This window comes from Bacillus sp. AFS017336, from assembly GCF_002555445.1.
In the GTDB taxonomy this organism is placed as follows: domain Bacteria; phylum Bacillota; class Bacilli; order Bacillales; family Bacillaceae_G; genus Gottfriedia.
In genome coordinates this window covers 1-1448 of the sequence record NZ_NUCO01000035.1, presented here as the reverse complement: position 1 = coordinate 1448, position 1448 = coordinate 1, and the positions used below count along the sequence as shown (strand labels likewise).

Genomic DNA, 1448 nt, shown 5'->3' with positions numbered 1-1448 from the left:
AAGTGCACCCCAAATGTTAGACACAGTCTAACATTTGGAGGTGCATTTTTTATGACTAAATTTACAAGTGATGAGAGGTTAATTGCAGTAAAACGTTACTTAGAAGGGGACGAGTCTCTAAAAGAGATTTCAGATTCTATCGGAGTAGACCATTCAGTATTTCTAACATGGATACAAAAGTATCAATATCATGGTGAAAAAGCATTTCAAAAAAGCTATACATCATATAATTTGCAGTTTAAACTAGATGTACTTAACTATATGAACGAACAAGGAACATCTATCAGAGAAACAGCTGCAATTTTTAACATTCCTACTCCTTCTACTCTTTATCAGTGGAAAAGGCAGTTAGAAACCATCGGTAAGGATGCCCTTGTATCAAAGAAAAAGGGGCGTCCTTCATTGAATAAAAAAAATTTAAACACAGGCAGTAATAAGGAAGTAGCTGAAGGATCAATTGAGGCTTTACGTGCAGAGAATGAACGTTTACGAATGGAGAATGCGTACTTAAAAAAGTTGAATGCCTTAGTTCAAAACAAGGAAAAATCACCAAACAAGACAAAGTCCAAGTGGTCTATGAATTAAGGCATGAATTTTCGGTAAGGTCACTTCTACAACTCGCAGAGATCCCACGTAGTACGTATTATTATTGGGTGAAAAATTTAGACCGTCCAGATCCAGATGCAGAGCTAAAAGTGTTGATAAAAGCTATTTACGATGAACACGAATGTCGTTATGGCTATCGTAAAATACGAGACGAACTTACTAATCGTGGATATAAGGTAAATCATAAAAAAGTTCAACGTCTTATGAAAGTATTAGGAATAAAATCACTAGTGAAGGTAAAGAAATATCGCTCATACAAAGGCAAAGTGGGTAAAATAGCTCCAAATATTTTAAATCGAAATTTTCAAGCAGCTAAACCAAATGAGAAATGGGTTACAGATATAACTGAATTTAAATTATTTGGAGAAAAGTTATATTTTTCACCTATGTTGGACTTATATAATGGCGAAATAATTGCTTACACGATCGGCTCACGTCCAACCTATTCACTAGTATCAACTATGTTAACTAAATCTTTTAAACGTTTAACAGAATCCGATACATTACTTATTCATTCAGACCAAGGATGGCACTATCAAATGAAAAAATATCGTAGTGCCTTGGTTAAACGTGGCATCACGCAGAGTATGTCTCGAAAAGGAAACTGTTACGATAACGCAGTAATAGAAAGTTTCTTTAGTGTCATGAAATCCGAACTACTATATCTTAAAGAATTTAAGAGTATCGCGCACTTTAAACAAGAACTAGCTAAATATATAGATTACTACAATAACAAACGTATTAAGGCAAAATTAAAAGGCATGAGCCCAGTAAAATACCGAGTTCATGCCCTACAAGTTGCTTAATTGAAATAACCAGTCTAACTTTATGGGGTCACTTCA

At 34.4% G+C, this 1448-nt stretch carries 1 protein-coding gene; it reads left to right on the top strand.

Annotated features, from left to right (window positions below):
* Positions 1-51: 51 nt before the first annotated feature.
* A protein-coding gene (locus CN601_RS19875) for an IS3 family transposase (RefSeq protein ID WP_098172098.1) occupies positions 52-1412 on the top strand; the annotation gives its coding sequence in 2 pieces (ribosomal slippage) (positions 52-508 and positions 508-1412; 1362 coding nt in all).
* Positions 1413-1448 lie beyond the last annotated feature (36 nt).